This is a genomic window from Ketobacter sp. GenoA1 (assembly GCF_003671475.1).
Lineage (GTDB): Bacteria > Pseudomonadota > Gammaproteobacteria > Pseudomonadales > Ketobacteraceae > Ketobacter.
The window spans coordinates 122,367-145,052 of record NZ_RCHM01000043.1 but is presented as its reverse complement, the minus strand read 5'-3'; the positions used below and the strand labels follow the sequence as shown (position 1 = coordinate 145,052).

General features: G+C 51.3%; 33 protein-coding genes. All 33 read left to right on the top strand.

From position 1 onward, the window contains the following. Window positions 1–28 precede the first annotated feature (28 nt). The 33 genes from rpoC (at window position 29) to rplQ (ending at window position 22,497) form a co-directional block, all read left to right on the top strand. The gene (gene rpoC, locus D9N13_RS19260) at window positions 29–4,237 is read left to right on the top strand and encodes a DNA-directed RNA polymerase subunit beta' (protein ID WP_290593371.1); all 4,209 of its coding nucleotides are present in this window, start codon (window positions 29–31) and stop codon (window positions 4,235–4,237) included. Between the two features lie 170 nt (window positions 4,238–4,407). Further along, complete coding sequence (rpsL, locus tag D9N13_RS19255; protein WP_290576047.1) at window positions 4,408–4,782, top strand: 30S ribosomal protein S12; 375 nt, start codon at window positions 4,408–4,410, stop codon at window positions 4,780–4,782. A 105-nt stretch (window positions 4,783–4,887) separates the two neighbouring features. Continuing rightward, the gene (rpsG, locus tag D9N13_RS19250) at window positions 4,888–5,358 is read left to right on the top strand and encodes a 30S ribosomal protein S7 (protein WP_290593369.1); all 471 of its coding nucleotides are present in this window, start codon (window positions 4,888–4,890) and stop codon (window positions 5,356–5,358) included. A gap of 44 nt (window positions 5,359–5,402) precedes the next feature. Then, window positions 5,403–7,496 (top strand): elongation factor G, encoded by a 2,094-nt coding sequence (fusA, locus tag D9N13_RS19245; protein WP_290593367.1) that lies wholly within the window; start codon window positions 5,403–5,405, stop codon window positions 7,494–7,496. 36 nt (window positions 7,497–7,532) lie between these two features. Continuing rightward, window positions 7,533–8,723, top strand: a complete 1,191-nt coding sequence (tuf, locus tag D9N13_RS19240; protein ID WP_290593365.1) for an elongation factor Tu — start codon at window positions 7,533–7,535, stop codon at window positions 8,721–8,723. A 183-nt stretch (window positions 8,724–8,906) separates the two neighbouring features. Further along, complete coding sequence (gene rpsJ, locus D9N13_RS19235) at window positions 8,907–9,218, top strand: 30S ribosomal protein S10 (RefSeq protein ID WP_290593363.1); 312 nt, start codon at window positions 8,907–8,909, stop codon at window positions 9,216–9,218. Window positions 9,219–9,256: 38 nt separating this feature from the next. Further along, window positions 9,257–9,895: a 50S ribosomal protein L3 gene (gene rplC / locus D9N13_RS19230; RefSeq protein ID WP_290593361.1), complete on the top strand. Its 639-nt coding sequence runs from the start codon at window positions 9,257–9,259 to the stop codon at window positions 9,893–9,895. Between the two features lie 18 nt (window positions 9,896–9,913). Then, the gene (gene rplD / locus D9N13_RS19225; RefSeq protein ID WP_290593359.1) at window positions 9,914–10,516 is read left to right on the top strand and encodes a 50S ribosomal protein L4; all 603 of its coding nucleotides are present in this window, start codon (window positions 9,914–9,916) and stop codon (window positions 10,514–10,516) included. Next, window positions 10,513–10,809, top strand: a complete 297-nt coding sequence (rplW, locus tag D9N13_RS19220) for a 50S ribosomal protein L23 (RefSeq protein WP_290593357.1) — start codon at window positions 10,513–10,515, stop codon at window positions 10,807–10,809. The genes rplD and rplW overlap by 4 nt, the downstream gene beginning before the upstream one ends. A gap of 16 nt (window positions 10,810–10,825) precedes the next feature. Then, a complete protein-coding gene (rplB, locus tag D9N13_RS19215; protein WP_290593355.1) occupies window positions 10,826–11,656 on the top strand; it encodes a 50S ribosomal protein L2 in 831 nt (276 codons plus the stop codon). A gap of 22 nt (window positions 11,657–11,678) precedes the next feature. Beyond that, window positions 11,679–11,954, top strand: coding sequence for a 30S ribosomal protein S19 (rpsS, locus tag D9N13_RS19210; RefSeq protein ID WP_290593353.1), 276 nt, complete (start codon window positions 11,679–11,681; stop codon window positions 11,952–11,954). Window positions 11,955–11,965: 11 nt separating this feature from the next. Then, window positions 11,966–12,298, top strand: coding sequence for a 50S ribosomal protein L22 (gene rplV, locus D9N13_RS19205; RefSeq protein WP_290593351.1), 333 nt, complete (start codon window positions 11,966–11,968; stop codon window positions 12,296–12,298). A gap of 12 nt (window positions 12,299–12,310) precedes the next feature. After that, window positions 12,311–13,000 carry a 30S ribosomal protein S3 gene (gene rpsC / locus D9N13_RS19200; protein WP_290593349.1) on the top strand — a complete coding sequence of 230 codons (690 nt, stop codon included), beginning with the start codon at window positions 12,311–12,313 and terminating at the stop codon, window positions 12,998–13,000. An 11-nt stretch (window positions 13,001–13,011) separates the two neighbouring features. Continuing rightward, window positions 13,012–13,425 (top strand): 50S ribosomal protein L16, encoded by a 414-nt coding sequence (rplP, locus tag D9N13_RS19195; RefSeq protein ID WP_290593347.1) that lies wholly within the window; start codon window positions 13,012–13,014, stop codon window positions 13,423–13,425. After that, window positions 13,425–13,622: a 50S ribosomal protein L29 gene (gene rpmC, locus D9N13_RS19190; RefSeq protein ID WP_290593345.1), complete on the top strand. Its 198-nt coding sequence runs from the start codon at window positions 13,425–13,427 to the stop codon at window positions 13,620–13,622. Before rplP ends, rpmC begins: the two co-directional genes overlap by 1 nt. Before the next feature lie 2 nt (window positions 13,623–13,624). Next, window positions 13,625–13,894 carry a 30S ribosomal protein S17 gene (gene rpsQ / locus D9N13_RS19185; protein WP_290593343.1) on the top strand — a complete coding sequence of 90 codons (270 nt, stop codon included), beginning with the start codon at window positions 13,625–13,627 and terminating at the stop codon, window positions 13,892–13,894. 42 nt (window positions 13,895–13,936) lie between these two features. After that, window positions 13,937–14,305 carry a 50S ribosomal protein L14 gene (gene rplN / locus D9N13_RS19180; protein WP_290593341.1) on the top strand — a complete coding sequence of 123 codons (369 nt, stop codon included), beginning with the start codon at window positions 13,937–13,939 and terminating at the stop codon, window positions 14,303–14,305. A gap of 18 nt (window positions 14,306–14,323) precedes the next feature. Further along, window positions 14,324–14,644 carry a 50S ribosomal protein L24 gene (gene rplX / locus D9N13_RS19175; RefSeq protein WP_290593340.1) on the top strand — a complete coding sequence of 107 codons (321 nt, stop codon included), beginning with the start codon at window positions 14,324–14,326 and terminating at the stop codon, window positions 14,642–14,644. Between the two features lie 24 nt (window positions 14,645–14,668). Further along, a complete protein-coding gene (gene rplE / locus D9N13_RS19170; RefSeq protein ID WP_290593338.1) occupies window positions 14,669–15,208 on the top strand; it encodes a 50S ribosomal protein L5 in 540 nt (179 codons plus the stop codon). A 10-nt stretch (window positions 15,209–15,218) separates the two neighbouring features. Beyond that, complete coding sequence (gene rpsN / locus D9N13_RS19165; RefSeq protein ID WP_290593336.1) at window positions 15,219–15,524, top strand: 30S ribosomal protein S14; 306 nt, start codon at window positions 15,219–15,221, stop codon at window positions 15,522–15,524. A 24-nt stretch (window positions 15,525–15,548) separates the two neighbouring features. Then, complete coding sequence (gene rpsH / locus D9N13_RS19160) at window positions 15,549–15,941, top strand: 30S ribosomal protein S8 (RefSeq protein WP_290593334.1); 393 nt, start codon at window positions 15,549–15,551, stop codon at window positions 15,939–15,941. A 13-nt stretch (window positions 15,942–15,954) separates the two neighbouring features. Next, a complete protein-coding gene (rplF, locus tag D9N13_RS19155) occupies window positions 15,955–16,488 on the top strand; it encodes a 50S ribosomal protein L6 (protein ID WP_290593332.1) in 534 nt (177 codons plus the stop codon). A gap of 20 nt (window positions 16,489–16,508) precedes the next feature. Next, a complete protein-coding gene (rplR, locus tag D9N13_RS19150; protein ID WP_290593330.1) occupies window positions 16,509–16,856 on the top strand; it encodes a 50S ribosomal protein L18 in 348 nt (115 codons plus the stop codon). 11 nt (window positions 16,857–16,867) lie between these two features. Then, on the top strand, window positions 16,868–17,368 hold the full coding sequence (gene rpsE, locus D9N13_RS19145) for a 30S ribosomal protein S5 (protein ID WP_290593328.1): 501 nt from the start codon (window positions 16,868–16,870) through the stop codon (window positions 17,366–17,368). A 5-nt stretch (window positions 17,369–17,373) separates the two neighbouring features. Next, a complete protein-coding gene (gene rpmD, locus D9N13_RS19140; RefSeq protein WP_290593326.1) occupies window positions 17,374–17,559 on the top strand; it encodes a 50S ribosomal protein L30 in 186 nt (61 codons plus the stop codon). A gap of 1 nt (window position 17,560) precedes the next feature. Continuing rightward, window positions 17,561–17,995, top strand: coding sequence for a 50S ribosomal protein L15 (gene rplO, locus D9N13_RS19135; protein WP_290593324.1), 435 nt, complete (start codon window positions 17,561–17,563; stop codon window positions 17,993–17,995). 1 nt (window position 17,996) lies between these two features. After that, complete coding sequence (gene secY, locus D9N13_RS19130; RefSeq protein WP_290593322.1) at window positions 17,997–19,337, top strand: preprotein translocase subunit SecY; 1,341 nt, start codon at window positions 17,997–17,999, stop codon at window positions 19,335–19,337. A 29-nt stretch (window positions 19,338–19,366) separates the two neighbouring features. After that, window positions 19,367–19,483 carry a 50S ribosomal protein L36 gene (gene rpmJ / locus D9N13_RS19125; RefSeq protein ID WP_101893381.1) on the top strand — a complete coding sequence of 39 codons (117 nt, stop codon included), beginning with the start codon at window positions 19,367–19,369 and terminating at the stop codon, window positions 19,481–19,483. Between the two features lie 122 nt (window positions 19,484–19,605). Further along, complete coding sequence (gene rpsM / locus D9N13_RS19120; RefSeq protein ID WP_290593319.1) at window positions 19,606–19,962, top strand: 30S ribosomal protein S13; 357 nt, start codon at window positions 19,606–19,608, stop codon at window positions 19,960–19,962. A gap of 25 nt (window positions 19,963–19,987) precedes the next feature. Beyond that, complete coding sequence (rpsK, locus tag D9N13_RS19115; protein ID WP_290593317.1) at window positions 19,988–20,383, top strand: 30S ribosomal protein S11; 396 nt, start codon at window positions 19,988–19,990, stop codon at window positions 20,381–20,383. Between the two features lie 14 nt (window positions 20,384–20,397). Beyond that, the gene (rpsD, locus tag D9N13_RS19110; RefSeq protein WP_290593315.1) at window positions 20,398–21,018 is read left to right on the top strand and encodes a 30S ribosomal protein S4; all 621 of its coding nucleotides are present in this window, start codon (window positions 20,398–20,400) and stop codon (window positions 21,016–21,018) included. A gap of 32 nt (window positions 21,019–21,050) precedes the next feature. Then, entirely contained in the window at window positions 21,051–22,055 is a 1,005-nt protein-coding gene (locus tag D9N13_RS19105; RefSeq protein ID WP_290593313.1) for a DNA-directed RNA polymerase subunit alpha, read from the top strand. 49 nt (window positions 22,056–22,104) lie between these two features. Then, entirely contained in the window at window positions 22,105–22,497 is a 393-nt protein-coding gene (gene rplQ / locus D9N13_RS19100; RefSeq protein ID WP_290593311.1) for a 50S ribosomal protein L17, read from the top strand. Window positions 22,498–22,686: the final 189 nt, after the last annotated feature.

The following is a 22,686-nucleotide window of genomic DNA, read 5'->3' as shown; positions in this document are numbered from 1 at the left end:
CTTACTGGCTCCGAGTGGAGGAAATTCAGTGAAAGACTTACTGAACCTGCTAAAAGCACAGGGACAAGACGCAGAATTCGATCGAATCAGAATCGCATTGGCGTCACCCGAAATGATCCGCGCCTGGTCTTTTGGCGAAGTTAAAAAGCCTGAGACCATTAATTACCGTACCTTCAAGCCAGAGCGTGATGGCCTGTTCTGCGCCCGCATCTTTGGTCCCATTAAGGATTACGAATGTTTGTGCGGCAAGTATAAGCGCCTTAAGCATCGTGGCGTGATATGTGAGAAGTGTGGCGTTGAAGTCACCCTTTCAAAAGTGCGTCGAGATCGCATGGGGCACATTGAGTTGGCCAGTCCGGTAGCTCATATCTGGTTCTTGAAATCATTGCCCTCCCGTATCGGCTTGCTGCTTGATATGACGTTGCGTGATATTGAACGCGTCCTGTATTTCGAGTCATTTGTGGTGACCGATCCCGGCACGACGACGCTTGAGCGTGGCCAGATGCTGACCGATGAGCAATATTACGAAGCTTTGGAAGAGTTCGGTGACGAATTCGATGCCAGTATGGGGGCTGAAGCGGTTCAGAAGCTGTTGCTGGATATGGATCTGGAGCAGGAAATACGCGAACTGCGTGAAGAGCTTCCAAACGTCAACTCCGAAACCAAGATCAAGAAGATCACCAAGCGACTCAAGTTAATGGAAGCCTTTAACGAGTCCGGTAATGACCCCACCTGGATGATTCTCAGTGTTTTGCCGGTGTTGCCGCCCGATTTGCGCCCGCTGGTGCCCTTGGATGGTGGGCGATTCGCGACTTCCGATTTGAATGATCTGTATCGCCGGGTTATCAACAGAAACAACCGTCTTAAGCGCCTGCTGGATCTGAATGCACCGGACATCATTGTGCGCAACGAAAAACGTATGCTGCAGGAAGCTGTCGATGCCCTGTTGGATAACGGGCGTCGTGGCCGAGCCATCACCGGCTCCAACAAGCGGCCGCTGAAATCCCTGGCCGACATGATCAAGGGTAAGCAGGGTCGTTTCCGTCAGAATCTCTTGGGTAAGCGGGTCGACTACTCCGGCCGCTCGGTAATCGTGGTGGGGCCTACCCTTAAGCTGCATGAATGCGGTTTGCCGAAGAAAATGGCTTTGGAGCTGTTCAAGCCCTTTATCTTTGCCAAGCTGGAAGCCCGTGGTCTGGCGACCACCATTAAGGCAGCCAAGAAAATGGTCGAGCGGGAAACCGCCGAAGTGTGGGATATTCTGGCGGAAGTCATCCGTGAGCATCCGGTCATGTTGAACCGTGCTCCCACTCTTCACCGTTTGGGTATCCAGGCGTTTGAGCCACAGCTGATTGAAGGTAAGGCGATTCAACTGCATCCGTTGGTGTGTGTTGCTTACAACGCTGACTTTGACGGAGACCAAATGGCGGTGCACGTTCCGCTGACCCTGGAAGCACAGCTCGAAGCGCGCGCGCTGATGATGTCTACCAACAATATACTGTCACCTGCCAACGGTGAGCCTATTATTGTTCCTACCCAGGATGTGGTGCTGGGTTTGTACTACATCAGCCGTGAGCGCATCAATGCCCAGGGCGAAGGTATGGTGTTTACCGATACCAAAGAAGTTTCGCGGGCACTGGTGAACAAAGCAGTGACTGTTCATACCCGCATCAAGGTTCGGGTCACTGAAGTCGTCAAGCAGGAAAATGGTGATTTGATTGAGCGGACCTTCATCGCTGAGACCACCGCTGGTCGTTGTATGTTGTGGGACGTTTTGCCGAAGGGATTGCCCTTCGAGCTGATCAATCAGCCCATGACCAAAAAGACAGTGTCCAAGTTGATCAATGCCTGTTACCGCCGACTGGGGATCAAGTCCACAGTTATTTTTGCGGACAAGCTAATGTATCTCGGCTTCCATCAGGCTACCTTGTCAGGATCCTCCATCGGCATCAACGATATGGAGATTCCTGAAGAGAAGGCCCGGATTATTTCCGAAGCGGAAGATGAAGTGCGTGAGATCGAGGATCAGTTTGCTTCCGGTCTGGTGACTCAGGGCGAACGCTACAACAAGGTTATCGATATCTGGTCTCGTACCAACGACATGGTGGCGAAAGCCATGATGGAGCGTTTGTCCGTTGATAAAGTGGTGGACAAGGAAGGCAATGAGGTCGAGCAGAAGTCCTTCAACTCGATTTTCATCATGGCGGATTCTGGCGCGCGGGGTTCTCAGGCTCAGATTCGACAGCTGGCCGGTATGCGGGGCTTGATGGCGAAGCCCGATGGCTCGATCATCGAAACGCCCATTACAGCCAACTTCCGTGAAGGTCTGAACGTACTGCAGTACTTTATCTCTACACACGGTGCTCGAAAAGGTTTGGCCGATACGGCATTGAAAACGGCGAACTCCGGTTATCTGACACGGCGACTGGTTGACGTGGCGCAGGATCTGGTTGTGACCGAAGACGATTGCGGTACTGACCAGGGTATTACCATGACACCGCTGATTGAAGGTGGTGACGTTGTTGAGCCCCTGGGTGAGCGAGTACTGGGTCGGGTGGTTGCCCAGGATCTGTATAAGCCCGGCACAGAAGAGTTGCTGGCACCTGCCGGCACCCTGTTGGACGAACAGTGGGTTGAATTGCTGGAAACGGAGGCAGTGGACGAGGTTATCTGCCGGTCTCCCATCTCCTGCGATACCCGCTACGGTGTATGCCGGGCCTGCTACGGCCGGGATCTTGCCCGTGGCCATCTGGTTAACATCGGTGAAGCCGTGGGTGTTATTGCCGCCCAGTCCATCGGTGAGCCGGGTACACAGCTCACCATGCGTACCTTCCACATTGGTGGTGCGGCATCTCGAAGCTCGGCGGTAAGCAACGTTCAGGTGAAAAATCAGGGTACCGTTCGATTGCACAACATCAAATACGTTGAGCAGTCCAATGGCAACCTGGTGACGGTATCTCGCTCCGCTGAACTGGCCATTGCGGATGCCAAGGGTCGTGAGCGGGAACGCTACAAGATTCCCTACGGCTCCGTGGTGACCGTGAAGGATGCCGAGGCGGTGGAAGCCGGCCAGGTCGTGGCACAGTGGGATCCACATACGCACCCGGTTATCACCGAATTGGGTGGCCGTGTGAGCTTTGGCGACTTCGAGGAAGGCCTGTCGGTCAAGCAAACAACGGATGAGCTGACGGGTTTGACCAACTACGAAATCATGGATCCTAAAGATCGGCCTGCCTCCGGTAAAGACAAGCGCCCGGTAGTACGATTGGTGGGTGAGGATAACGAACTGGTCACCATGCCGGGTAGCGATATTCCGGTGCAGTACTACTTGCCTGCAGGTTCAATTGTGCAGTTGGAGAATGGAGCCAAGGTGGATGTGGGTGACGTTATTGCCCGTATCCCGCAAGAAAGCTCGAAAACACGGGATATCACCGGTGGTCTGCCGCGGGTTGCGGACTTGTTTGAAGCGCGTAAACCAAAAGAATCCTCTATTCTTGCTGAGAAAACCGGTGTGGTTTCCTTCGGCAAGGAAACCAAAGGCAAGGTTCGGTTGGTGATTACGCCCGATGACGGTGGCGATGTCTATGAAGAGCTGATTCCAAAATGGCGTCAGTTGAATATCTTTGAGGGTGAGCGTGTTGAGCAGGGTGAAGTAATCTCTGACGGCCCATCCAACCCCCATGATATTTTGCGCCTGAAGGGCGTGAATGCCGTTGCCAGTTACATCGTCAACGAAGTTCAGGACGTGTACCGTCTGCAAGGGGTTGGCATCAACGACAAGCACATTGAGGTTATCGTGCGCCAGATGCTGCGTAAGGTCATCATCTCCGACTCTGCGGATTCTTCCTTTATCAAGGGTGAGCAGGCAGAATTGGCCCGTGTTCTGGATGAAAATGAAACGCTGGTGAAAGAAGAGAAATTCGGTGCCAAATACGACCGTGAGTTGCTGGGTATTACCAAGGCATCCCTGTCCACCGAATCCTTCATTTCAGCGGCATCGTTCCAGGAAACCACGCGAGTGCTGACGGAAGCTGCAGTGACGGGCAAGATCGACGATCTGCGCGGTTTGAAAGAAAACGTGGTGGTGGGTCGTTTGATTCCGGCAGGTACAGGTTTTGCCTATCATGCCGAGCGACGTCGTCAGCGTGAGCAAGACAATACGCTTCAAGTGCCTGAATTTACAGCAGATGATGCTGAGCAGGCGCTGAGCGAAGCGTTGAACTCCCCTGAGGAATAAGGGCCTTGTGGCCGGTATCAGGACGCTAAGTCCTGGTGCCGGTCACTTGACTTGTTGGCAAACCGCTCTTAGAATCTCGCATCCCTGAAAAAGGGTTGACGGGATTTTTTGCATTTAAGACTGAGGCTCGCTCCGGCCGGCCTCAAAAAAATCATTGGAGAAACAGCTACATGGCAACCATTAACCAATTGGTGCGTAAGCCACGTCAGCGTAAGGTAGCAAAAAGCGACGTTCCCGCGTTGCAAGCCTGCCCACAACGTCGTGGTGTATGTACCCGTGTCTACACAACCACCCCCAAGAAGCCCAACTCGGCTCTGCGTAAGGTGGCTCGTGTACGTTTGACCAACGGTTACGAAGTGACATCTTACATCGGTGGTGAAGGCCACAACCTGCAAGAACACAGCGTAATCCTGATTCGCGGCGGCCGAGTAAAGGATCTGCCGGGTGTGCGTTATCACACAGTACGAGGCACACTGGATACAGCAGGTGTTGCAGATCGTAAACAGGGTCGTTCCAAGTACGGAGCCAAGCGACCTAAAGCTTAATAGCAGCCGAGTATTCATTCGGCTGCCACTTAACCTGTCTACCATTAAAGGCAGGAGTAAGGCCAAGCCAATGTCTTGGAATAACCTGAAATAGGAAAGTACATCATGCCAAGAAGACGAGTCGTCGCGAAACGCGAAATTCTTCCTGATCCCAAGTTTCAAAGCCAGGTTCTGGCTAAGTTCATCAACCATGTGATGGAAAGCGGCAAGAAATCTGTAGCGGAGCGTATTGTATACGGTGCTCTGGCTAAGGTTGCCGAAAAAACCAATGACAATCCCGTCGAAGCGTTTGAGAAAGCACTCGAAGCTTTGCGTCCCATGGTTGAGGTGAAATCCCGCCGCGTCGGTGGAGCCACCTATCAGGTGCCTGTTGAGGTGCGACCTAATCGTCGTACTGCCCTGGCTATGCGCTGGATGGTGGATGCCGCCCGCAAGCGTGGTGAGAAATCCATGCCTTTGCGTTTGGCAGGCGAGATTCTCGATGCCATCGAAGGCAAGGGGTCTGCGATCAAGAAGCGTGAAGATGTGCATCGTATGGCAGAAGCCAACAAAGCGTTTTCACATTATCGCTTCTAAGTTGTTCAACTGTTTAGTTAACCGGATAACCTAAGGACAAAGCTGTGGCGCGTCAAACCCCCATATCAAGGTATCGGAACATTGGTATCTGTGCGCACGTAGATGCTGGAAAAACTACCACCACTGAGCGTGTGCTGTTTTATACCGGAATCTCCCACAAGATTGGGGAAGTGCACGATGGTGCGGCCACCATGGACTGGATGGAGCAGGAGCAGGAGCGGGGAATCACCATCACCTCGGCTGCAACTACCTGTTTCTGGCAGGGTATGGATCAGCAGTTCGACAGGTATCGAATCAATATTATCGATACCCCGGGGCACGTTGATTTCACCATTGAGGTAGAGCGCTCGTTGCGGGTGTTGGATGGTGCTGTGGTGGTGTTCTGTGGTTCATCCGGTGTGCAGCCTCAGTCTGAGACTGTTTGGCGTCAGGCGGATCGTTATGAAGTGCCTCGCATTGTGTTTGTCAACAAGATGGACCGTGCGGGCGCTAATTTCCTGAGAGTGGTTGATCAGATCAAGAGCCGGTTGAATGCCCGGCCAGTTCCGATTCATATGAATATCGGGGCTGAGGAGGATTTCAAGGGCGTGGTTGATCTGCTCCGCATGAAAGCTATCTACTGGAATGAAGCAGATCAGGGAATGACCTATGAGCTGGCTGATATTCCAGCCGATCTGGTGGATACCTGCAACAAGCTGCGCGAGCAAATGGTGGAAACCGCCGCTGAAGCGTCAGAAGAGTTGATGGAGAAGTACCTGGAAGAGGGTGAGCTGAGTCTGGACGACATTAAGGCCGGTTTGCGCGCGCAGGTTCTGAATAACGAGATCGTGCTGGCGCTGTGCGGCTCTGCCTTTAAAAATAAAGGCGTTCAAGCCATGCTCGATGCGGTGATTGAGTTTCTTCCTGCGCCTGACGAAGTGCCCAATATCAAGGGGGTTACCGAGAGCGGTGAAGAGCAGGATCGACCATCTTCTGATGAAGCCCCGTTCTCGGCGTTGGCATTCAAGATTGCCACCGATCCGTTTGTGGGTAACCTGACCTTTTTCCGCGTCTATTCCGGAGTGTTGAACTCCGGCGATTCGGTCATGAACTCAGTGAAAGGCAAGAAAGAGCGGGTCGGTCGCATTCTCCAGATGCACGCCAACAGCCGGGAAGAGATCAAGGAAGTTAGAGCGGGTGACATTGCCGCTGCCGTGGGTCTCAAGGACATCACCACCGGTGATACCTTGTGTGATCTGAAGAGCGTAATCATCCTGGAGCGCATGGAATTCCCTGATCCTGTGATCTCTGTTGCGGTGGAACCAAGATCCAAGGCGGATCAGGAAAAGATGAGTCTGGCGCTCGGTCGCTTGGCTCAGGAAGATCCCTCGTTCCGTGTCAAAACCGATGAGGAAAGCGGGCAAACGATCATTTCCGGCATGGGTGAGCTGCATCTCGATATCATTGTTGATCGCATGCGCCGTGAATTTAAGGTGGAAGCCAATATCGGAAAGCCGCAGGTGGCCTATCGTGAGACCATTCGCAAAGCGGTCGATGTGGAAGGCAAGTACGTCAAGCAATCAGGTGGTCGCGGTCAGTATGGCCATGTGAAATTGAAAATTGAGCCTATTCCCGATATGGAAGAAGACTTTATCTTCGAGGAAACCATTCATGGCGGCACCGTACCGAAGGAATACTTCGCTGCGGTAGAGAAAGGCTGTAAGCAGCAGCTGGAGTCCGGTATCCTCGCAGGTTATCCAATGCTGGGCGTAAAAGTGAATCTGTATGACGGTTCCTACCATGAGGTAGACTCCAACGAAAACGCATTCAGGATGGCGGGCTCGATGGGAGTACGGAAAGGTTGCTTGGAAGCCAGTCCCGTATTGTTAGAGCCCATCATGAAGGTTGAAGTGGTTACGCCTGAGGATTACATGGGTGACGTGATGGGCGATTTGAATCGTCGTCGCGGCATACTGCAGGGTATGGATGATGCCAATGGTGTGCGTCTGGTTAATGCTGAGGTTCCCTTGGCTGAGATGTTCGGTTACGCAACGGATTTGCGTGGAATGTCCCAGGGGCGAGCGACGTTTACCATGGAGTTTCTGAAATACGCTGAAGCCCCAAACAACATTGCTGAAGCCATTATCAAGAAAGGTTAATTGTTTTAGAGATCAAATAGTTAGAGGTATATAAAAGTGTCAAAGGAAAAATTTGAACGAAGCAAACCGCACGTAAACGTAGGCACCATTGGTCACGTTGACCACGGTAAAACCACCTTGACGGCTGCGTTGACCCGCGTGTGTTCCGAGATCTGGGGTGGGGCAGCGGTGGCATTTGACGGCATCGACAAGGCGCCTGAAGAGAAAGCCCGTGGTATCACCATCTCCACCTCTCACGTAGAGTACGAGTCACCGACCCGCCACTACGCTCACGTAGACTGCCCGGGGCACGCTGACTATGTTAAGAACATGATCACCGGTGCGGCGCAGATGGACGGCGCGATTCTGGTGTGTTCAGCGGCTGATGGCCCGATGCCTCAGACCCGTGAGCACATCCTGCTGTCACGTCAGGTAGGCGTGCCCTACATCGTTGTGTTCCTGAACAAAGCGGACATGGTGGATGACGAAGAGCTTCTGGAGCTGGTTGAAATGGAAGTTCGTGAGCTGCTGGACCAGTATGAATTCCCGGGTGACGACACGCCGATCATCAAGGGTTCTGCGCTGAAGGCATTGGAAGGCGATACCTCTGATATCGGTATGCCGGCGGTGCAGAAGCTGGTGGAAACCCTGGACGAGTACATTCCAGAGCCCGTGCGCGCCATTGACCAGTCCTTCCTGATGCCCATCGAAGACGTATTCTCCATCTCTGGCCGTGGTACGGTAGTAACCGGTCGAGTAGAGCGTGGCATCATCAAGGTGGGTGAAGAAATCGAAATCGTTGGAATCAAAGACACCACCAAGACCACCTGTACTGGTGTGGAAATGTTCCGCAAGCTGCTGGACGAAGGCCGAGCAGGGGAGAACGTTGGTGTGCTGTTGCGTGGTACCAAGCGTGATGAAGTAGAGCGAGGCCAGGTGCTGTGTAAGCCGGGTGCCATCACTCCGCATACCCGTTTTGAAGCCGAAGTATACGTGCTGAGCAAGGATGAAGGTGGTCGTCACACGCCATTCTTCAAGGGCTATCGCCCACAGTTCTACTTTCGTACCACAGACATCACCGGTGCGGTAGAGCTGCCTGAAGGCGTGGAAATGGTTATGCCTGGCGACAACATCAAGATGGACGTGACCCTGATTGCGCCGATTGCGATGGAAGAAGGTCTGCGATTTGCGATCCGCGAAGGCGGTCGTACCGTGGGCGCAGGTGTTGTAGCCAAAATTATTGAATAAAGCTGTTGTAATTCGGCGCTAAGCCGGGTTATATTATCGCGCCCCGCTACGGTGGGGCGCGAGATTCACAGCCTAGGCAACGTTCTAGGCACGAAGCCAAAAAATCCGTTTCCTCAGGCAAGATGTTGAGGGGGCAGGGATTTTTTGCTGTTTATTTGTTGAGATTTCTGGAGTTCCCAGGCGATGCAAAACCAGAAGATTCGTATTCGCTTAAAGGCGTTTGATCATAAGCTGATTGATCAGTCGGCGCTTGAGATCGTTGAGACGGCGAAACGTACGGGCGCGCAAGTGCGCGGCCCTATCCCTCTGCCAACTCGCAAAGAGCGCTTTACCGTGCTCATTTCACCGCATGTAAATAAGGATGCGCGTGATCAGTATGAGATTCGTACTCATAAGCGAATGGTCGATATTGTAGAGCCCACTGATAAAACCGTGGACGCCCTGATGAAGCTGGATTTGGCTGCAGGCGTTGATGTTCAAATCTCACTGGGTTGATCGTGCTCGTAAGCAGCATGGCATAAGAGGTTAATGATATGGCAATCGGTCTAGTCGGACGTAAATGTGGCATGACCCGTATCTTCACAGAAGACGGTGTGTCCGTTCCAGTTACCGTTATTGAGGTAGAGCCTAACCGGATTACTCAGGTGAAGGCAGTTGAAACAGATGGTTACTCTGCAGTTCAGGTTACCACTGGCTCACGCAAGGCTTCCCGAGTGGGCAAGCCGGCCGCAGGTCACTTTGCTAAAGCTGAGGCTGAGGCGGGTCGCGGTTTATGGGAATTCCGCCTGACGGAAGAGGAAGTTGCTGGCTACAAGGTGGGTGATGCCATCGAGGTGAACGTGTTTGAAGCGGGCGCTATGGTCGATGTGACGGGTACTTCCAAGGGTAAAGGTTTTGCGGGAACCATCAAGCGTTGGAACTTTAAAGGTCAGGACGCTACACACGGTAACTCGTTGTCGCACCGTGTCCCGGGTTCTATCGGACAGAACCAAACTCCCGGTCGTGTTTTTAAAGGTAAAAAGATGGCTGGTCACATGGGTAATCGCAAGACAACCGTTCAATCCCTCGAGATTGTTCGTGTTGATGCCGAAAGAAATCTTCTTTTGGTTAAGGGCGCGGTTCCGGGTGCTGCTGGCAACGATGTTGTCGTCAAGCCAGCTGTTAAAGGTTAAGCCAAAGAGGATTAGCGGATGAATCTGAATATTGCCTCTGGCGGAACTGTGACTGTGTCTGAAGTGGCTTTTGCCAAAGAGTTTAACGAGCCGTTGGTTCACCAGGTGGTGACCGCTTATATGGCTGGTGCTCGTCAGGGCTCCAAAGCACAGAAAAATCGTTCCGAAGTGAGTGGTGGCGGCAAGAAGCCTTGGCGCCAAAAGGGTACTGGTCGAGCGCGAGCCGGTACTATCCGAAGCCCTATCTGGCGTAGTGGTGGTGTTACTTTTGCAGCGACACCACGTGATTACAGCCAAAAGGTTAATCGCAAGATGTACCGCGGCGCGATGCGTTGCATTCTTTCTGAGTTGGTTCGTCAGGATCGTTTGGTGGTGGTTGAAGGTTTCGATCTGGAATCTCCCAAGACCAAATTAATGGCGGCGCGACTGAAAGAACTGAATGCAGAAGGAGCGTTGGTGGTGGCTGGTGAAGTTAGCGAGAACGTCTACCTAGCTTCCCGCAATTTGCCCAAGGTTGCTGTGTGTGATGTGCAGGCCGTTGATCCGGTCAGCTTGATTGCTCACGAGAAAGTGGTGGTGACGGTTGACGCGCTGAAGAAACTTGAGGAGCTGCTGGCATGAACCAGGAACGAGTCTTTAAAGTATTGATGGCGCCCCATATTTCTGAAAAAGCCACGGTAGTGTCTGATCAGAATAATCAATTCGTGTTCAAAGTTGCCAAAGATGCCAGTAAGGCAGAAATCAAAGCAGCGGTAGAGCAGCTTTGGGAAGTTAAGGTTAAGTCTGTTCAGACACTGAACGTGAAGGGCAAAACCAAGCGCTTCGGTCGCGGCATGGGAAAACGTGCCGATTGGAAAAAAGCCTACGTGTCACTGCAGGAAGGCTTTGATATTGATTTTCTTGGCGCAGAGTGAGTGAGGAGAAGAGCTAATGGCATTGGTTAAAGCTAAACCTACGTCTCCCGGTCGCCGCTTTGTAGTTAAAGTTGTTAATCCGGATTTGCACAAGGGTGCACCTTACGCCCCGCTTTTGGATAAGAACTCCAAAAAAGGCGGTCGTAACAACACCGGACGCATCACCACTCGTCATAAGGGTGGTGGTCACAAGCAGCACTATCGAGTTGTTGACTTTAAGCGCAATAAAGACGGCGTACCGGGTGTAGTGGAGCGATTGGAGTATGATCCAAATCGTTCGGCGAATATCGCACTGGTGAAGTATGCGGATGGGGAGCGTCGCTATATTATCGCTGCCAAAGGTGTTGAGGCCGGAACAGCTGTGGTTTCCGGGCAGGACGCACCTATCAAAGTCGGTAATGCGTTACCACTGCGTAATATCCCGGTCGGTAGTGTGGTGCATTGCATCGAGCTGAAGCCTGGTAAAGGTGCGCAAATTGTGCGTAGTGCAGGTGGCTCAGCACAGTTGCTGGCGCGGGACGGTGCGTATGCCACCCTGCGCTTGCGCTCCGGTGAAATGCGTAAAGTATTGTCTGATTGCCGAGCCACCATTGGTGAGGTTGGTAACTCAGAGCACAGCTTGGCCTCTCTGGGTAAAGCCGGTGCAAAAAGATGGCGTGGTGTTAGACCTACCGTTCGCGGTGTGGCTATGAACCCTGTTGACCACCCTCATGGTGGTGGTGAAGGTAGAACTTCAGGTGGTCGTCATCCAGTTACACCCTGGGGTGTCTCTACTAAGGGTCACAAGACACGTAAGAACAAGCGCACGAACAAATTGATTGTTCGTCGTCGCGGTGCGAAATCGTAATACGGATTAAGAGGTATATACTGTGCCACGTTCATTGAAGAAAGGTCCGTTCATCGACGAACATCTTTTGAAGAAAGTTGAAGAAGCCGTTGAGAATAAAAGCCGTAAGCCAATCAAAACCTGGTCGCGTCGCTCAATGATTCTTCCTGAGATGGTGGGCTTAACTATTGCAGTCCACAACGGTCGCCAACATGTTCCAGTACTCGTTAGTGAGCATATGGTGGGTCACAAGTTAGGCGAGTTTGCAGCTACCCGAACGTATCGTGGTCACGCTGCAGACAAGAAAGCTAAACGCTAAGAGGTGCGGTGATGGAAACAGCAGCTAAATTGCGCGGCGCTATGGTGTCTGCACAAAAAGCACGGTTGGTTGCCGACCAGGTACGTGGGCAAAAGGTGGATCAAGCTTTGAACGCCTTGGGTTTCAGTACCAAGAAAGCAGCGCATCTTGTGAAAAAGGTTTTGGAATCCGCTATCGCAAACGCCGAGCACAACGATGGTGCTGACGTGGACGAGCTTCGGGTTTCCGAAATTTATGTTGACGAAGGTATGACCATGAAGCGCATTAAGCCTCGCGCTAAAGGGCGTGCAGATCGCATTTTGAAGCGAACCTGCCATATCACGGTCAAAGTATCTGACAACTAGGAGACAGGCCAGATGGGTCAGAAAGTACATCCGACCGGGATACGTTTAGGCATCGTTAAGAAGCACACTTCTACTTGGTATGCTGCGCCTAAACAGTACTCAGGTTATTTGCTAACAGATCTTAAAGTGCGTGAATATTTGTTCAACAAGCTGAAGTCCGCTTCGGTTAGTCGAATTGAGATTGAGCGACCAGCTGAGAATGCACGCATCACTATCAAGACAGCTCGTCCTGGTATTGTGATCGGAAAGAAAGGTGAGGACGTGGAGAAACTGCGTCGCGAGCTTTCTCAGATGATGGGCGTGCCTGTCCACGTGAACATCGAAGAAGTTCGTAAGCCAGAGTTGGATGCGCGCCTGGTGGCAGAAAGCATTGCATCGCAGTTGGAGCGCCGGGTAATGTTCCGTCGAGCCATGAAGCGCGCAGTGCAGAACGCCATTCGCCTGGGTGCCAAGGGCATTAAAGTTCAGGTTTCAGGCCGTCTGGGTGGTGCCGAAATTGCTCGTACAGAGTGGTACCGGGAAGGTCGAGTTCCTCTGCATACTTTGCGTGCGGATATTGATTACTCTACTGCGCGAGCCGAAACCACATACGGAACTATCGGTGTAAAGGTTTGGATCTTCAAAGGTGAGATTCTGGATGGCGATCTGGAGCAGCCCGAAGAGCAGAAAGCCAGCGCACCGAAACGTACACGTGCTAGCTAAGGGTAAGAAAGATGTTACAGCCTAAACGCACAAAATTTAGAAAGCAGCACAAAGGCCGCAACCGTGGTCTGGCTCAAGCTGGTAATAAGGTTTCGTTTGGAACCATCGGCTTGAAGGCAGTTAGCCGCGGTCGCCTGACTGCTCGCCAAATTGAAGCAGCCCGTCGAGCGATGACACGTCATGTTAAACGTGGCGGAAAGATCTGGATTCGGGTGTTTCCTGACAAACCAATCACTGAGAAGCCGTTGGAAGTACGTCAGGGTAAAGGTAAGGGTAACGTTGAGTATTGGGTAGCCGAAATCCGCCCAGGAAAGATGCTGTATGAGATGGAAGGGGTGAACGAGGATATTGCTCGTGAGGCCTTTATCCTGGCGGCAGCTAAGTTGCCCATCAAAACCACAGTTGTTACGCGGACGGTGATGTGATGAGTGCCAGTGATTTAAGACAGAAATCAGAATCAGAGCTCAATGAGCATTTGCTGGGTCTTCTGCGTGAGCAATTCGAGAACCGCATGAAATTGGCCACAGGCCAGCTGGGTCAAACCCACGTCATGAAAAAAACTCGTCGCGATATTGCTCGTACAAAGACGATATTGGCAGAGAAACAAAAGCAGGGTAACTGAGAATGACAGAGCAAGCTACTGCGAAAACAAAGCGCACTCATACTGGTAAAGTAGTGAGTAATAAAGGTGATAAGTCTGTCACCGTCATGGTTGAGCGCAAAGTGAAGCACCCTGTTTATGGCAAGTTCGTGCGTCGCTCCACCAAGTTTCATGCGCATGATGAAGCAAACGAGTGTAACGCTGGCGATATTGTGACCATTGAAGAGTGTCGCCCCTTGTCCAAAACCAAGTGCTGGCGCTTGGTGAGCATTGACGAAAGAGCGAAAATCTAAGCCCCGCTTAGTGCTCTTGATTATTTACTTTGGAGACTGGCAATGATTCAGACCCAAACCGTATTGCAGGTTGCAGATAACAGCGGTGCTCGCCGGGTACAGTGTATTAAGGTACTGGGCGGTTCACATCGCCGCTACGCGCGCATTGGCGACATCATTAAGGTGTCTGTGAAAGAAGCAATTCCGCGCGGCAAAGTGAAGAAAGGTGATGTGATGAACGCCGTAGTCGTTCGTACATGCCAGGGTGTTCGTCGTCAAGATGGATCCTTGATCCGCTTCGATGAGAATGCAGCAGTGTTGTTGAACAACAACCGACAGCCTATCGGTACTCGTATCTTTGGCCCTGTGACACGCGAACTCCGCGGAGATCAGTTCATGAAGATTATCTCCTTGGCTCCCGAAGTGCTGTAAGGCTAAGAGGTATTAGACATGCTGAAGATTAAAAGAAACGATGAAGTTGTAATAATCGCCGGCCGTGATAAAGGCAAGCGTGGTAAAGTATTGAAAGTACTGGAAGGCAAGTTGTTGATTAGCGGTGTTAACATCGTTAAGAAACATCAGAAGCCTAACCCGCAAAAGGGTGCTCCAGGCGGCATTGTTGAAAAGGAAGCTCCTATCCAGGCTTCCAACGTGGCAATCTTTAACCCGCAAACTCAAAAAGCGGACCGCGTAGGTTTCAAATTCCTGGAAGATGGCAAAAAGGTTCGTTGTTTCAAGTCTACGAGCGAAGTCATTGAGGACAAGGCATAAGCCTAAAGGTATCGGGTTATAGCAATGAGCAGATTGAAAGAAGTCTACAACAACGAAATAGTGTCTAAGTTGCAGCAGCAATTCGGATACAAGAGCGTTATGGAAGTGCCCAAAATCACCAAGATCACCCTCAACATGGGTGTTGGTGAGGCATCTCAGGATCGAAAAGCGATTGATGGCGCAGTAGCCGATTTGGCTTTGATTTCAGGTCAAAAGCCTTTAGTTACCAAGGCGCGCAAATCTGTAGCGGGCTTTAAAATTCGTGAAGGTTGGCCAATTGGTGCCAAGGTGACACTGCGTGGCGAGCGCATGTATGAATTTCTGGATCGTCTGGTTTCCATGGCTATACCACGTATCCGTGATTTTCGTGGACTGAATCCGAAGTCGTTTGATGGCCAGGGCAATTACAGCATGGGCGTCAAAGAACAGATTGTGTTCCCGGAGATCGATTACGACAAGATCGATAAAATCCGCGGAATGGATATCACTATTACTACTACCGCCAAGAACGATGATGAAGGCCGTGCTTTGTTGGAAGCCTTCCAGTTCCCGCTCAAGAAATAGGTGATCGAAAATGGCAAAAGTATCTATGATAGAGCGCGAGAAGAAGCGCCAGGCAGCGGTAGCGAAGTACGCTAAGAAACGCGCTGAACTGAAGGCAATTATCAACAACCCGGATAGCTCTGAGGAAGAGCGCTGGGAAGCGCAGTTGAAATTGCAGAAGCAACCGCGTAACGCGTCCAAGTCACGTTTGCGTAATCGTTGTGGTCTAACCGGGCGCCCTCATGGTTTTTACCGCAAGTTCGGCCTGTCACGTAACAAGTTGCGTGAGGCTGCCATGCGTGGTGACGTGCCAGGCTTGGTCAAGTCCAGCTGGTAATAACGGTTTACGGAGAAATTAGACATGAGTATGCAAGATCCATTAGCGGATATGTTGACCCGGATTCGCAACGGCCAGATGGCTAAGAAAGCGGACGTGGTTATGCCTTCTTCAAAGACCAAAATTGCCGTTGCCAAGGTGCTGTTGGACGAAGGTTATATTTCTGGTTATTCGGTGGATGGTGAGAAGATCCCTGAACTCAAAGTAGAGCTCAAGTACTTTGAAGGCAAGCCTGTAATTGAGGAGCTCAAAAGAGTGAGTCGACCAGGTCTGCGAATTTACAAGTCTAACGATAGCCTGCCCAAAGTAATGGCAGGCCTCGGTGTGGCCATCGTATCCACAGATCGAGGCGTTATGACTGATCGAGCTGCCCGCGCTGCTGGCGTTGGCGGTGAAGTATTGTGTTACGTATCTTAATAGGTGGTCGGCAATGTCTCGAGTAGCTAAGAGCCCTATTGATATCCCATCAGGTGTGGATATCAAACTTAATGGGCAGGAGCTGTTGGTAAAAGGCTCCAAGGGTGAATTGAAGCTTGACCTGAACCCGCTGGTTGCCTTTGAAGTTGATGGTGGCCAGGCTTTGGTTAAGCCCGTACAGGAAGATCAAAAGTCCTGGGCAATGGCAGGCACATTCCGCTCTCTCGTTAACAATATGGTTGTTGGTGTGAGCGCAGGCTTTGAGCGGAAACTGGAATTGATCGGTGTAGGTTACCGGGCCCAAGCCAAAGGCAACACACTAAGTTTGACGCTTGGCTTCTCTCATCCGGTTGATTATGAGTTGCCGGCGGGTGTAACAGCTGAAACTCCGAGCCAGACTGAAGTGGTTCTGAAGAGCGCTGACAAACAGCTGTTGGGTCAGGTAGCAGCAAATGTACGTGGTTTCCGACCACCTGAGCCCTACAAAGGCAAAGGTGTAAGATACTCCGACGAGCATGTGCTTCGTAAAGAAGCCAAGAAGAAATAATCGGTGAGATGACAGTAGCCATGAACGATAAAAAATTTGCGCGTTTGCGCCGGGCGAAACGCACCAGAATGAAGATACGTGAGCTGGGTGAAACCCGGTTGACCGTCAATCGTACCAGCCAGCATATCTATGCTCAGATCATCAGCAATGATGGCAGCAGCGTGATTGCCTGTGCTTCTACCAAAGAGAAGGGTTTTGACGGTGCCACCAGCAACAAAGACGCAGCCACTGCCGTTGGCAAGATGATTGCCGAACGCGCGAAGGCAAAGGGCGTCAGCAGAGTTGCCTTTGACCGCTCTGGATTCAAATATCACGGCCGAGTACAGGCATTGGCAGAAGCTGCACGTGAAGGCGGCCTTGAGTTTTAAAGGGTATTAAGATGGCAAAAGTTGAAGATAAAAACGAAGGTTTACAGGAAAAGCTTGTCCAGGTAAACCGAGTTGCAAAAGTGGTTAAAGGTGGGCGTATTTTCGGGTTCACGGCGCTTACTGTCGTTGGCGACGGAAATGGTAAGGTAGGCTTTGGCAGTGGCAAGGCACGTGAAGTACCTGTAGCTATTCAGAAAGCACTGGAAGCGGCTCGTCGCAATATGGTGACCGTGGAATTGAGCGGAACGACTTTGCAGCATCAGATCAAAGCACAGCACGGCTCTTCAAAGGTTTATCTTCAGCCTGCGTCAGACGGTACCGGTATCATAGCCGGTGGTGCAATGCGTGCAGTTCTCGAAGTTGCCGGTGTTCAAAACGTGTTGGCCAAGTGCTACGGCTCTACCAACCCGATGAACGTTGTCCGTGCGACAGTTAAAGGTTTGGCGTCCATGAAGTCTCCGGAAGACGTAGCGGCCAAGCGTGGTAAGAGCGTAGAAGAAATTCTGGGGTAAAGGCCATGAGCAATAGCACTATCAAAGTGACTCAAACCAAGAGCACAATCGGACGTCAAGAAAGTCACAAGGCATGTATCCGTGGCTTGGGGTTACGCCGCATCGGTCACACCGTTGAGGTTGAAGACACGCCAGCGGTACGTGGCATGGTGAACAAAGTTTACTACATGGTTCGTGTAGAGGGTGAGTGAGATGAAATTGAATAGTTTAGGTCCTGCAGCTGGGTCCAAGCCTGCCGCCAAGCGACGTGGTCGTGGTATTGGTAGCGGATTAGGCAAAACCGGTGGTCGCGGAGTAAAGGGCCAGACTTCACGCTCCGGTGGAAGTATCAAGCCCGGATTCGAAGGCGGTCAGATGCCAATCCAGCGCCGCTTGCCCAAGTTTGGCTTTACTTCGCAGAAAGCCTTGATCACTCAGGAAGTGCGACTGTCAGAGTTGGCGAAGATTGATGCTGACGTGATTGATCTTGATGCCCTGAAAGCCGCTGGTATCATTCGCCGTAGTACCAAGTTCGCCAAGGTAGTGTTGTCCGGCGATATTACTAAGGCTGTTACCCTGAAAGGCGTACCTGCCACCAAGGGTGCCAAAGCAGCAATTGAAGCCGCAGGCGGAAAAGTAGAGGAATAGTATGGCAGCCAAGCCCCAGCAGGCCGGTATGCCGAATATGAACAATGCAGGAATGGGCGAGCTATGGGCTCGCCTTAAGTTCCTGTTTTTTGCGATATTGGTTTATCGCATTGGTGCTCATATTCCGGTACCCGGTATTGACCCGATACAGTTACAGAATTTGTTCAAGCAGCAGCAGGACACCATCCTAAGCCTGTTCAATATGTTTTCGGGTGGGGCTCTGGAGCGCATGTCGATTCTGGCGCTTGGCATTATGCCCTATATATCAGCGTCCATTATTATGCAGCTGCTGTCAGCGGTAAGCCCGCAGTTGGAGCAGCTGAAGAAGGAAGGCGAAGCGGGTAGAAGGAAGATTTCCCAGTATACCCGTTATGGAACGCTCGGCTTGGCAACGTTGCAGTCACTTGGTATGGCGATGGCGCTCCAAACCCAGGGTGTCACCCTAACGGTTGGGTTTTCCTGGCTGTTCCCAGCCATCGTGACCCTGACCACAGGTACCATGTTTCTCATGTGGTTGGGTGAACAGGTTACTGAACGGGGAATAGGTAACGGGATTTCCATGATCATTTTCGCAGGGATCGTGGCAGGTTTACCCCAGGCCATAGGCCAGGCATTGGAGGCAACCCGGCAAGGTGAGTTAAATGTCGCGGTTCTGCTCATTTTGGCGATAGTCGCGGTAGTGGTGGTGTTCTTTGTGGTATTCATGGAGCGCGCTCAACGTCGTATTACGATAAACTACGCCCGTCGTCAGCAAGGTCGTAAGGTCTTTGCGGCGCAGCAGTCGCATTTGCCACTGAAGATCAATATGGCTGGTGTAATACCACCTATATTCGCCACCAGCATTCTGCTCTTCCCCGCAAGTATCGGGCAGTGGTTTGGTGAGAATGAAAATATGGCATGGTTACAGGAAGTGTCTTTGGCTTTGGGGCCAGGGCAGCCACTGTATTTATTGCTGTTTGCGTTGCTGATTGTGTTTTTCTGCTACTTCTATACGGCGATTATGTTTAATCCCAAGGATGTTGCGGATAATTTGAAGAAATCTGGCGCTTTTGTTCCGGGGATTCGTCCGGGAGAACAAACCGCCAAGTACATTGACGGGGTGCTGGGTCGGCTGACGTTAGTTGGTGCGCTCTACATCACGTTGGTGTGTTTGATGCCCCAGGGGCTGCAGGCGTTCGGTAATGTTCCATTTTATCTGGGCGGTACCTCCCTGCTGATCGTGGTGGTAGTGGTTATGGACTTTATGGCCCAGGTGCAAAGCCACCTGATGTCCAAGCAATACGAGTCCTTAATGAAGAAAGCAAACCTGAAAGGCTATGGCGGAACCGGCCTAGTTCGATAAGGTTAACCTAAGCTTGTTTGGAGTTTGACATGAAAGTTCAAGCATCAGTTAAAAAGATCTGTCGTAACTGCAAAATCGTCCGCCGTAAAGGCTCGGTGCGTGTAATTTGCAGTTCAGAGCCCCGTCATAAGCAGCGTCAGGGCTAAAATTTAACCTTCGCGATAATACAAAGATCTATTTAGTTGATTTTTGCGGGCTGTAAAGATATTCTTTGCGCCCTTTCGCGGCTGATAAACAGTTTTAAGCTCGAGTAAATGGAGTAAGTTGGATGGCCCGTATAGCAGGCGTCAATATTCCTGATAACAAACATGCGGTTATTTCACTGACCTATATCTTTGGTATCGGGAACACAAAGGCACAAGCCATTTGTGAATCAGTTGGTATAAACCCTACCACCAAGATAAGAGAGTTGTCGGAGGAGCAACTGGACGCAGTGCGTAACGAAGTTGCAAATCATCCTACCGAAGGTGATCTGCGCCGAGAAGTGTCCATGAACATCAAGCGATTGATGGATCTGGGTTGCTATCGCGGTCTTCGTCACCGTCGCAGCTTGCCCGTTCGTGGTCAGCGCACCAAGACTAATGCGCGCACCCGTAAGGGTCCACGTAAAGCAATTCGTAAGTAAAGCGTAACGTTCAGGAATCAGTTAAATGGCTAAGGCTAAAGCAACAGCGCGTACGCGTAAGAAAGTTAAAAAGTCAGTTGTTGATGGTGTAGCGCACATTCACGCTTCCTTCAACAACACCATCATTACCTTGTCCGACCGTCAGGGAAACGCTCTGTCTTGGGCGACTGCCGGTGGTTGCGGTTTTCGGGGATCTCGTAAGAGTACGCCGTTCGCAGCACAGGTGGCAGCCGAAAAGGCTGGTCTGGCGGCTCAGGAATATGGTTTGAAGAACCTCGAAGTGATGGTTAAGGGCCCTGGCCCTGGTCGCGAGTCCGCGGTACGTGCTCTGCATGCTTGTGGCTATAAAATTAACAGCATCACTGACGTGACACCCATTCCACATAATGGATGTCGTCCACCTAAGAAACGTCGAGTTTAACGGGAGTCCCATTAATGGCTAGGTATTTAGGCCCTAAATGCAAACTGTCTCGTCGCGAAGGCACAGACTTAGGTCTGAAAAGTGGTGTTCGTGCCTACGAGAACAAGTGTCGCTCTGAGAAGGCTCCCGGTATGCACGGTGAGCGTCGTGGTCGTTTGTCTGACTACGGTACTCAGTTGCGTGAGAAACAGAAAGTGCGCCGTATATATGGTGTGCTGGAGCGTCAGTTCCGCAACTACTACAAAGAAGCAGCGCGCCTGAAGGGTGCTACAGGTGAAAACCTGCTGCAGCTGCTTGAAGGTCGACTGGATAATGTTGTGTACCGTATGGGCTTTGGCTCAACTCGCGCGGAAGCTCGACAGCTGGTCAGTCACAAGGCAATTATGGTTAATGGTCAGACCGTTAACGTGGCTTCTTTCCAGGTTAACCCTGGTGATGTTGTAGCCGTACGTGAGAAGGCTAAGAACCAACTGCGTATCAATGCCGCGGTTGAATTGGCTGAACAGCGTGGTTTTGCGTCCTGGGTTGAAGTGGATACCAAGAAGAAAGAAGGTGTTTTCAAGGCTGTACCAGAGCGTACTGATCTTCCCTCAGAACTCAACGAAAACCTAATCGTAGAGCTTTATTCTAAGTAATAAATAAGCAAAAGGTTGAGGTGGTACTCTATATGCAACGCTCTGTTAATGAGTTTTTAACACCACGGACTATTGGTGTTCAGGAAATTAACGAAACCCATGCCAAGGTTACATTGGAGCCTTTGGAAAGGGGCTTCGGCCACACTCTGGGCAACGCGCTTCGTCGCATTCTACTGTCCAGTATGCCTGGGGCAGCAGTAACAGAAGTTGAGATTGATGGTGTAGTTCACGAGTACAGTACCCTGGAAGGGGTTCAGGAGGATGTCATAGATATTCTTTTGAATCTGAAGAACCTGGCGGTGCGACTGAACGACAAGAGTGAAGCGTTATTAAGTATCAACAAGGACGGCCCTGGTATCGTGACTGCGGGTGATATCTTGTTGGATCACGACGTGGAAATCATCAACAAAGATCTCGTCATTGCGAACTTGAGCGCTGGTACCAAGCTGAATATGAAATTGCGTATTCAGAAAGGGCGCGGCTATGAGCCGGCAGATGGTCGTGACGGTGATGAAGAAACCCGCGGTGTTGGTCGGCTGCAGCTCGATGCCACTTACTCGCCTATACGGCGCGTGGCCTATGTTGTTGAAAGCGCGCGTGTTGAGCAGCGAACGGATCTTGATAAGCTGGTTATTGACCTGGAAACCAATGGGACAATTGACGCTGAAGATGCCATCCGCCGTGCAGCTACCATTCTTCAACAGCAGCTGGCGGTGTTCGTGGATCTTGAGAAAGAGTCCGAGCCCCAGAAAGTAGAAGAACGTGATGAGATCGATCCGATTCTGTTGCGTCCTGTTGATGATCTTGAATTAACAGTGCGTTCTGCTAACTGCCTGAAAGCTGAGAATGTTTATTACATCGGTGACCTTGTCCAGCGTACCGAGGTTGAGCTTCTGAAAACGCCCAATCTGGGTAAGAAGTCTCTGACGGAAATTAAGGACGTCTTGGCGTCCAAAGGTCTTTCTTTGGGTATGCGTCTGGAAAACTGGCCTCCAGGTAGTCTGCGTGATGATGAGCGCGTACTGAAGAAACGTTAAATAATTGCTCCGCGCTTGTCGGGGCCGTAAGTTGTAAAGGAAAAGAGCGATGCGTCACCGTAAAAGTGGTCGTAAATTCAACCGAAACAGCAGCCATCGTAAAGCGATGTTCCGCAACATGGCGGTGTCCTTGGTTGAGCACGAGTTAATCAAAACGACTTTGCCAAAAGCGAAAGAGCTGCGTCGTCACGCAGAGCCTCTGATTACTTTGGCGAAAAACGATAGTGTAGCTAACCGCCGTTTGGCTTTTGCTCGTACCCGCAGCAAAGAAGCCGTCGGTAAGTTGTTCACTGATCTGGGCCCACGCTACAAAGACCGCCCTGGTGGTTATATCCGCATTCTTAAGTGCGGTTATAGAGCCGGAGACAAAGCGCCGATGGCGTATGTTGAGTTGGTTGATCGCCCGCTTGCAGCGGAAGCGGTGGAGATGGATGAGGAGTAGGTCCGGGGCGCCGTGTTAATGGCGCTTTCCTGGATACTCTAAAGGGCCGGCATTTTGCCGGCCTTTTTCATGTCCGGCGCTCGCTGTCAGTTAGCTCACATTTCTTACAGAATGTACCGTCCATTGTTCTCTGCAGTGGTTCTTCACTTCAATATAATCAGACACTTATCAGGCGGCATGGGGATTGCT

Excerpts from the sequence above, each read along its gene's own strand:
- rplB (WP_290593355.1), top strand. The coding sequence starts at position 10,826 with ATGGCATTGGTTAAAGCTAAACCTACGTCTCCCGGTCGCCGCTTTGTA.
- rpsM (WP_290593319.1), top strand. The coding sequence starts at position 19,606 with ATGGCCCGTATAGCAGGCGTCAATATTCCTGATAACAAACATGCGGTT.
- secY (WP_290593322.1), top strand. The coding sequence starts at position 17,997 with ATGGCAGCCAAGCCCCAGCAGGCCGGTATGCCGAATATGAACAATGCA.
- rplP (WP_290593347.1), top strand. The coding sequence starts at position 13,012 with ATGTTACAGCCTAAACGCACAAAATTTAGAAAGCAGCACAAAGGCCGC.
- rplO (WP_290593324.1), top strand. The coding sequence starts at position 17,561 with ATGAAATTGAATAGTTTAGGTCCTGCAGCTGGGTCCAAGCCTGCCGCC.
- rpsD (WP_290593315.1), top strand. The coding sequence starts at position 20,398 with ATGGCTAGGTATTTAGGCCCTAAATGCAAACTGTCTCGTCGCGAAGGC.
- rplQ (WP_290593311.1), top strand. The coding sequence starts at position 22,105 with ATGCGTCACCGTAAAAGTGGTCGTAAATTCAACCGAAACAGCAGCCAT.
- rplF (WP_290593332.1), top strand. The coding sequence starts at position 15,955 with ATGTCTCGAGTAGCTAAGAGCCCTATTGATATCCCATCAGGTGTGGAT.
- rpsJ (WP_290593363.1), top strand. The coding sequence starts at position 8,907 with ATGCAAAACCAGAAGATTCGTATTCGCTTAAAGGCGTTTGATCATAAG.
- rplE (WP_290593338.1), top strand. The coding sequence starts at position 14,669 with ATGAGCAGATTGAAAGAAGTCTACAACAACGAAATAGTGTCTAAGTTG.
- rpmD (WP_290593326.1), top strand. The coding sequence starts at position 17,374 with ATGAGCAATAGCACTATCAAAGTGACTCAAACCAAGAGCACAATCGGA.
- rpmC (WP_290593345.1), top strand. The coding sequence starts at position 13,425 with ATGAGTGCCAGTGATTTAAGACAGAAATCAGAATCAGAGCTCAATGAG.
- rplX (WP_290593340.1), top strand. The coding sequence starts at position 14,324 with ATGCTGAAGATTAAAAGAAACGATGAAGTTGTAATAATCGCCGGCCGT.
- rpsN (WP_290593336.1), top strand. The coding sequence starts at position 15,219 with ATGGCAAAAGTATCTATGATAGAGCGCGAGAAGAAGCGCCAGGCAGCG.
- rpsH (WP_290593334.1), top strand. The coding sequence starts at position 15,549 with ATGAGTATGCAAGATCCATTAGCGGATATGTTGACCCGGATTCGCAAC.
- rplC (WP_290593361.1), top strand. The coding sequence starts at position 9,257 with ATGGCAATCGGTCTAGTCGGACGTAAATGTGGCATGACCCGTATCTTC.
- D9N13_RS19105 (WP_290593313.1), top strand. The coding sequence starts at position 21,051 with ATGCAACGCTCTGTTAATGAGTTTTTAACACCACGGACTATTGGTGTT.
- rpsE (WP_290593328.1), top strand. The coding sequence starts at position 16,868 with ATGGCAAAAGTTGAAGATAAAAACGAAGGTTTACAGGAAAAGCTTGTC.
- rpsG (WP_290593369.1), top strand. The coding sequence starts at position 4,888 with ATGCCAAGAAGACGAGTCGTCGCGAAACGCGAAATTCTTCCTGATCCC.
- rpsQ (WP_290593343.1), top strand. The coding sequence starts at position 13,625 with ATGACAGAGCAAGCTACTGCGAAAACAAAGCGCACTCATACTGGTAAA.
- rplV (WP_290593351.1), top strand. The coding sequence starts at position 11,966 with ATGGAAACAGCAGCTAAATTGCGCGGCGCTATGGTGTCTGCACAAAAA.
- rplR (WP_290593330.1), top strand. The coding sequence starts at position 16,509 with ATGAACGATAAAAAATTTGCGCGTTTGCGCCGGGCGAAACGCACCAGA.
- rplN (WP_290593341.1), top strand. The coding sequence starts at position 13,937 with ATGATTCAGACCCAAACCGTATTGCAGGTTGCAGATAACAGCGGTGCT.
- rpsK (WP_290593317.1), top strand. The coding sequence starts at position 19,988 with ATGGCTAAGGCTAAAGCAACAGCGCGTACGCGTAAGAAAGTTAAAAAG.
- rplD (WP_290593359.1), top strand. The coding sequence starts at position 9,914 with ATGAATCTGAATATTGCCTCTGGCGGAACTGTGACTGTGTCTGAAGTG.
- rpsC (WP_290593349.1), top strand. The coding sequence starts at position 12,311 with ATGGGTCAGAAAGTACATCCGACCGGGATACGTTTAGGCATCGTTAAG.
- rpsL (WP_290576047.1), top strand. The coding sequence starts at position 4,408 with ATGGCAACCATTAACCAATTGGTGCGTAAGCCACGTCAGCGTAAGGTA.
- rplW (WP_290593357.1), top strand. The coding sequence starts at position 10,513 with ATGAACCAGGAACGAGTCTTTAAAGTATTGATGGCGCCCCATATTTCT.
- rpmJ (WP_101893381.1), top strand. The coding sequence starts at position 19,367 with ATGAAAGTTCAAGCATCAGTTAAAAAGATCTGTCGTAACTGCAAAATC.